The following is a 4,886-nucleotide window of genomic DNA, read 5'->3' as shown; positions in this document are numbered from 1 at the left end:
GCGCGGGCCCGGCCCGGGCGGCTGGACCAGCTCGCTGGACCGGGAGGGCTACCTCGAGGGCGTACGCCGCATACGCGCGCACATCGCCGCCGGTGAGGTCTACCAGGCCAATCTCTGCCGGGTGCTCAGCGCCCCGCTGCCCGACCCGGACCCTGCCGCGTCCGACATCGACGAGCTGAGCGCCCTGCTCGCCCGCGGCAACCCCGCCCCCTACGCGGGCACCGTCCGTCTTCCCGCCTACGGCGTCGAGGTCGCCACGGCCTCTCCGGAGCTCTATCTGCGCCGCGACGGCCGCACCGTCACCTCGGGGCCGATCAAGGGGACCGGCCGCACCGCCGCGGACCTGCTGGAGAAGGACCACGCCGAGAACGTGATGATCGTCGACCTGGTCCGCAACGACCTGGGCCGGGTCTGCGCCACCGGGTCGGTCACCGTACCGGCGCTCTGCCGCATCGAGGCGCACCCCGGACTCGTCCACCTCGTCTCCACCGTCCGCGGCGAGCTGGACGCCGGCACCGGATGGGCGGAGCTGCTGCGGCACACCTTCCCGCCCGGCTCGGTCACCGGCGCACCCAAGCTGAGCGCCCTGCGGATCATCAGCGAGCTGGAGACGGTGCCCCGCGGCCCGTACTGCGGCGGCATCGGCTGGGTGGACGCCGACCGCGGCACGGGGGAGCTGGCGGTCGGCATCCGCACCTTCTGGATCGAGCGCGACGCGGACCATGCGCCGGGAGGGCCCGTGCTGCGCTTCGGCACCGGCGCCGGGATCACCTGGGGCTCGGACGCGGCGGCGGAGTGGGCGGAGACGGAACTGAAGGCATCCCGGCTGCTGGGGGTAGCGTCGGAAGAGCAGTACCCGGCGGGGCAGCACCTGACGGGGCAGTACCCCACGGGGACCAGCGGAAGGACAACCCCATGAAAATCTGGCTCGACGGCGGAATCCGGGACCTGGACACCGCACGTGTCTCCGTGCTCGACCACGGCATCACGGTCGGTGACGGAGTCTTCGAGACCCTCAAGACCGTCGAGGGACGTCCCTTCGCCCTGACCCGGCACCTCGACCGGCTCGACACCTCCGCCCGCGGTCTCGGCCTGGCAGAACCCGACCGCGACGAGGTACGGCGCGCGTGCGCCGCCGTCACGGAGGCCCTGCCGGTGCCGCTGGGCCGGCTCCGCATCACCTACACCGGCGGTCCCTCGCCGCTCGGCTCCGACCGCGGTGAGGCCGGACCCACCCTCATCGTCGCCCTCGTCGAGGCCACCCGGCGCCCCGAGACCACCGCCGTGATCACCGTCCCCTGGACGCGTAACGAGAACGGCGCACTCGCGGGACTGAAGACCACCTCCTACGGCGAGAACGTCGTCGCCCTCTCCCGCGCACACGAACAGGGCGCCAGCGAGGCCCTGTTCGCCAACACCAAGGGCCGCCTCTGCGAGGGCACGGGCACCAACGTCTTCGTCGTCATCGACGGTGAACTGCACACCCCGCCCCTCGGCTCGGGCTGCCTCGCGGGCATCACTCGCGCCCTGGTGGCCGACTGGTCCGGCGCCCGGGAGACCGACCTGGCGCCGGAGGCGCTGGAGCAGGCCGAGGAGATCTTCCTGACCTCCTCGCTGCGTGACGTGCAGGCCGTGGACCGCGTCGACGGCCGCGAACTGCCCGGCGCGCCGGGCCCGGTCACCGCCAAGGCCATGCGGATCTTCGCCGAGCGGTCCGCCGCCGACATCGACCCGTGACCGGCCCGCCGGCGGCCGGTACGGACCGAAACCAGGTGACGCGGACGGGCGCAGGGGGTAGAACTCGACCGATGACGACGACTCTGCGTCCCACCGGGCCGGAGCAGCGCGGTGCCGGCGGCGTTCGCTCCCGCAGCTACGACATCTGCGTCAACAGCCGTCCGGTCGGCCTCCTCCGGCTGGCCACCGACGCGCGCTACGGCCCCGCGGCCGGCCGCGTGGAGCAACTCGTCGTCGACGAGCGCGAGCGGCGGCGCGGCCGTGGCGCCGTCGCCGCTCTCGCCGCCGAAGAGGTGCTGCGCGAGTGGGGCTGCGCGCGCGTGGAGGCCGGCATCCCGGCCACCGCGGCAGCGGCCCTGCGACTGGCCGACGGCCTCGGTTACCGCGAGCGCAGCCGCAACATGCTCAAGGAGCTGGAGGAGGAGCCACGGCTGCCGTCCGGCAGCTCGGCCCGCCCGATGACGGATGCCGAGTTCCCGGCCTGGCGGGAGCGCGGACGCCCCCAGCTGCTGCGCACCCTGCTGGACCGCGGCGTACCGGCGGAAGGGGCCGAGCGGAAGGCCGACGAAGACTTCCGTACGCTGCTGCCCGCCGGCGCGGCCACCAGCGGCGCGGTGCTGCGCGTGCTCGTCCACGAAGACAGCGAGGTCGGCACCCTCTGGGTCGACGTCGCCAACAGCCCCCGTACGGACGCCGACAGCTGGGTCTTCGACGTCGAGGTCGCCGAGGAACGGCGCGGGCACGGCCACGGCCGCACGCTGATGCTCCTCGCCGAGCGCGAGTCCCTCGCGGCCGGAGCCCGGGTCCTCGGACTCAAGGTCTACGCCGGCAACGCGCCGGCACAGCGCCTCTACGCGTCACTGGGCTACCGGTCCGTCGAGCATCACCTCTGGAAACCCCTGGTCTAGGACGACCTGGGACGGTCTAGGACCCGTCGCGGGCGCCACGCAGCAGGCCGTCGGCGATCTCTTCTATCCGCTCGCGCAGCCCGTCCTGGCTCTTGCCGCCGTCCAGCCGCTGCCCGCCGATGACGTACGTCGGCGTGCCCGTCACCCCGATCGCCCTGCCCTCGGCCTGGTCGGCGTCGACGACGAGCAGGTGCCGCCCGTCGATCAGGGCGGTCTCGAACTCCTCCACGTCCAGCCCCAGGTCCCCCGCCACCTCCAGCAGCAGCCGCTCGCCCCGCTTGCCCAGCTCCGCGGTGCGTTCCAGCACCGCCGCCGCGTAGGCGTCTCCGCCGCCCTGCGCGTATGCCTCCTCGGCGGCCTGGGACGCCGCGTAGGCGTGCTTGTGCTTCTCCAGCGGGAAGTGCCGCAGCCGGATCTCCAGTGCGTCCCCGTACCGCTCGCGCAGCGCGCTCAGATCGCGTTGCGCCCGGTGGCAGTCGGGGCACTGGAGCTCGCACCAGTAGTCGAGTACGGGAGGCGTGGAGGCGGCGTCGTCCATGCGGACAGTCTGTCAGCCCTGCGGCGGGCGCCGAACCCGGAGATCTCCCTGAACCCTCGGTGCGGGCATGGCCGAGCACAGGCCGTCCGAGGCAAAATGGAGACATGCTCACCACGACCGTCTGCGCCGCCCTCTCCGCGGCCGGACTGGCCGTCGCCTTCCTGACGGCCTACCGGCGCCGCTTCGTCGCGGCCACCCGCATCGCCGCGCTCGCCCTGGTGCCGGTCGGACTGGCGATGGCCGGGCTGATCGGTCTCGGCGGCGAGATCGGTACCGCGGTCGGTGGCTGGGCGGCCGATCTCGTGCTCAGGCCCACGGTGTGGGCGGGCTTCGGGGTACTGGCTGTCGCGGTGGTGCTGTACGTGATCGCGCGCTTCGCGGGCCGCCGTCGCGCCGGCCGCGCAGAACGCCGCGCCGCCGTGTCCTCCGGCGCCGGCAGCCGGCAGGCGGCACCGTCGAAGTCCGCGACGGCCGGCGCCACCCCCGCGCTCAAGGCGGGGGAGACCCCTTCACCGGAGAGCAGGCCCACCACGGCCGGCACCGCGGAGAAGCCCGCCTCCGGCGGCGCGGACGACTTCTCCGACATCGAGGCCATTCTCAAGAAGCACGGCATCTGACCTCCCGCTACCACGGTGGCCGGGCCGGTACCTGGGGAAGCGGTGAACTCCACCGTCCCGTGGGCGTGTTGATCGTCATCACAGGTGCGGGCTGCGTCATCATCAGCGCGAGATGGACATGACGCCGAACCCCACGGGCGCGCTCACCGAGCCGCCCCGCGCGCCTGCCGCGACCGCCCCGCCCCTGCCCGCCCCGCCGCTGCCCGTCCCGGCGCTGCCCGAGTTCCCGGAGCTTCCCGAACCGCGGGGCTGCCTCTACGCCCTGTCCCAACCGCCGCTGATGCTCTTCCTCGCGGTGATCGCCGTCCTGCTGGCCGTCACCGGCGCCCACGACCTGTTCACGCTGTGACCGGGCCACGTGCTCATGCCGGCGCCCGGGGCCGGAACCGGGTGAGCGCCTCAGTCGCGGGTCACCTGGGCCGACTCCCGCCGACGTGCCCGGTAGGCCGCGACGTGGAGCCGGTTTCCGCAGGTGCGGCTGTCGCAGTAGCGGCGCGAACGGTTGCGGGAGAGGTCGATGAACGCCCGCCCGCAGTCCGGGGCGCCGCACCGCCGTAGCCGGTCACGCTCTCCGGAGACGATCATGAAGGCCAGCGCCATCCCGCCGTCGGCGGCGAGGTGGTGTGCGACGGAGGCGCCGGGCGCGAAGTAGTGCACGTGCCAGTCGTAGCCGTCGTGGTCGGTCAGCTGCGGAGTCGTACCCGCCTCGGCCACCAGTGCGTTGACCAGTTCGGCGGCCGTGCGGTCGTCGGCCGCCGCGAAGACCCGTGCGAAGCGGTCCCGTACGGACTGCACAGCCGCGAGGTCGTCCTCGGTGAGCGATCCGACGCCGCTGACGCTGTTCCGCTCGACGAAGGCCCCGAGATCGCCGACGGACACGAGCAGGTCGGGCGTCTCACCGTCTGGCGCGCTGTTGAGCAGGTCGACCACGTCGTCGAGTGCGCACCGGGTGTCGTGATTGATCTGCACGGTTCGCTCCTCGGCGGCTGCCTGACAGGTCCGGTGCGGACAGAGCCTAGCCCCCCGCGGCAAGCGGCGACGCCGCCACCGCCGGGGCCTCCCGGTGCAGCGAGGGAGGTCCCGCGG

The 4,886-nt window shown here is 73.5% G+C and carries 7 protein-coding genes; 5 read left to right on the top strand and 2 right to left on the bottom strand.

The genetic code is table 11. From position 1 onward, the window contains the following. From ACRDP3_RS25725 to ACRDP3_RS25715, 3 genes are all read left to right on the top strand, one after another. Nucleotides 1-919: chorismate-binding protein (locus ACRDP3_RS25725; protein ID WP_431519391.1), on the top strand; the 919-nt coding region annotated here is incomplete at its 5' end. After that, nucleotides 916-1,737 (top strand): aminotransferase class IV, encoded by an 822-nt coding sequence (locus tag ACRDP3_RS25720; protein WP_431519390.1) that lies wholly within the window; start codon nt 916-918, stop codon nt 1,735-1,737. The genes ACRDP3_RS25725 and ACRDP3_RS25720, both read left to right, overlap by 4 nt. A gap of 71 nt (nt 1,738-1,808) precedes the next feature. After that, complete coding sequence (locus ACRDP3_RS25715; protein WP_431519389.1) at nt 1,809-2,645, top strand: N-acetyltransferase family protein; 837 nt, start codon at nt 1,809-1,811, stop codon at nt 2,643-2,645. 16 nt (nt 2,646-2,661) lie between these two features. Here the strand turns inward: ACRDP3_RS25715 and ACRDP3_RS25710 are convergent, their stop codons facing one another. Further along, nucleotides 2,662-3,183 (bottom strand): DsbA family protein, encoded by a 522-nt coding sequence (locus tag ACRDP3_RS25710; protein ID WP_431519388.1) that lies wholly within the window; start codon nt 3,181-3,183, stop codon nt 2,662-2,664. Between the two features lie 104 nt (nt 3,184-3,287). Between ACRDP3_RS25710 and ACRDP3_RS25705 the strand changes: the two genes are divergently transcribed. Both ACRDP3_RS25705 and ACRDP3_RS25700 read left to right on the top strand, forming a co-directional pair. Then, on the top strand, nt 3,288-3,800 hold the full coding sequence (locus tag ACRDP3_RS25705; RefSeq protein ID WP_431519387.1) for a hypothetical protein: 513 nt from the start codon (nt 3,288-3,290) through the stop codon (nt 3,798-3,800). Nucleotides 3,801-3,912: 112 nt separating this feature from the next. After that, a complete protein-coding gene (locus ACRDP3_RS25700; protein ID WP_431519386.1) occupies nt 3,913-4,149 on the top strand; it encodes a hypothetical protein in 237 nt (78 codons plus the stop codon). Nucleotides 4,150-4,199: 50 nt separating this feature from the next. Here ACRDP3_RS25700 and ACRDP3_RS25695 read toward each other — a convergent pair whose 3' ends face one another. Then, complete coding sequence (locus ACRDP3_RS25695) at nt 4,200-4,769, bottom strand: CGNR zinc finger domain-containing protein (protein ID WP_431519385.1); 570 nt, start codon at nt 4,767-4,769, stop codon at nt 4,200-4,202. Nucleotides 4,770-4,886 lie beyond the last annotated feature (117 nt).

It is taken from the genome of Streptomyces sp. (assembly GCF_050698815.1).
Lineage (GTDB): Bacteria > Actinomycetota > Actinomycetes > Streptomycetales > Streptomycetaceae > Streptomyces.
Note: the sequence above shows the minus strand (reverse complement) of the source record. Positions and strands in the feature narration are given on the sequence as shown.

Bases quoted from the DNA above. Each gene is read 5' to 3' on its own strand.
- ACRDP3_RS25705 (WP_431519387.1), top strand. From the start codon at position 3,288: ATGCTCACCACGACCGTCTGCGCCGCCCTCTCCGCGGCCGGACTGGCC.
- ACRDP3_RS25715 (WP_431519389.1), top strand. From the start codon at position 1,809: ATGACGACGACTCTGCGTCCCACCGGGCCGGAGCAGCGCGGTGCCGGC.
- ACRDP3_RS25710 (WP_431519388.1), bottom strand. From the start codon at position 3,183: ATGGACGACGCCGCCTCCACGCCTCCCGTACTCGACTACTGGTGCGAG.
- ACRDP3_RS25700 (WP_431519386.1), top strand. From the start codon at position 3,913: ATGGACATGACGCCGAACCCCACGGGCGCGCTCACCGAGCCGCCCCGC.
- ACRDP3_RS25720 (WP_431519390.1), top strand. From the start codon at position 916: ATGAAAATCTGGCTCGACGGCGGAATCCGGGACCTGGACACCGCACGT.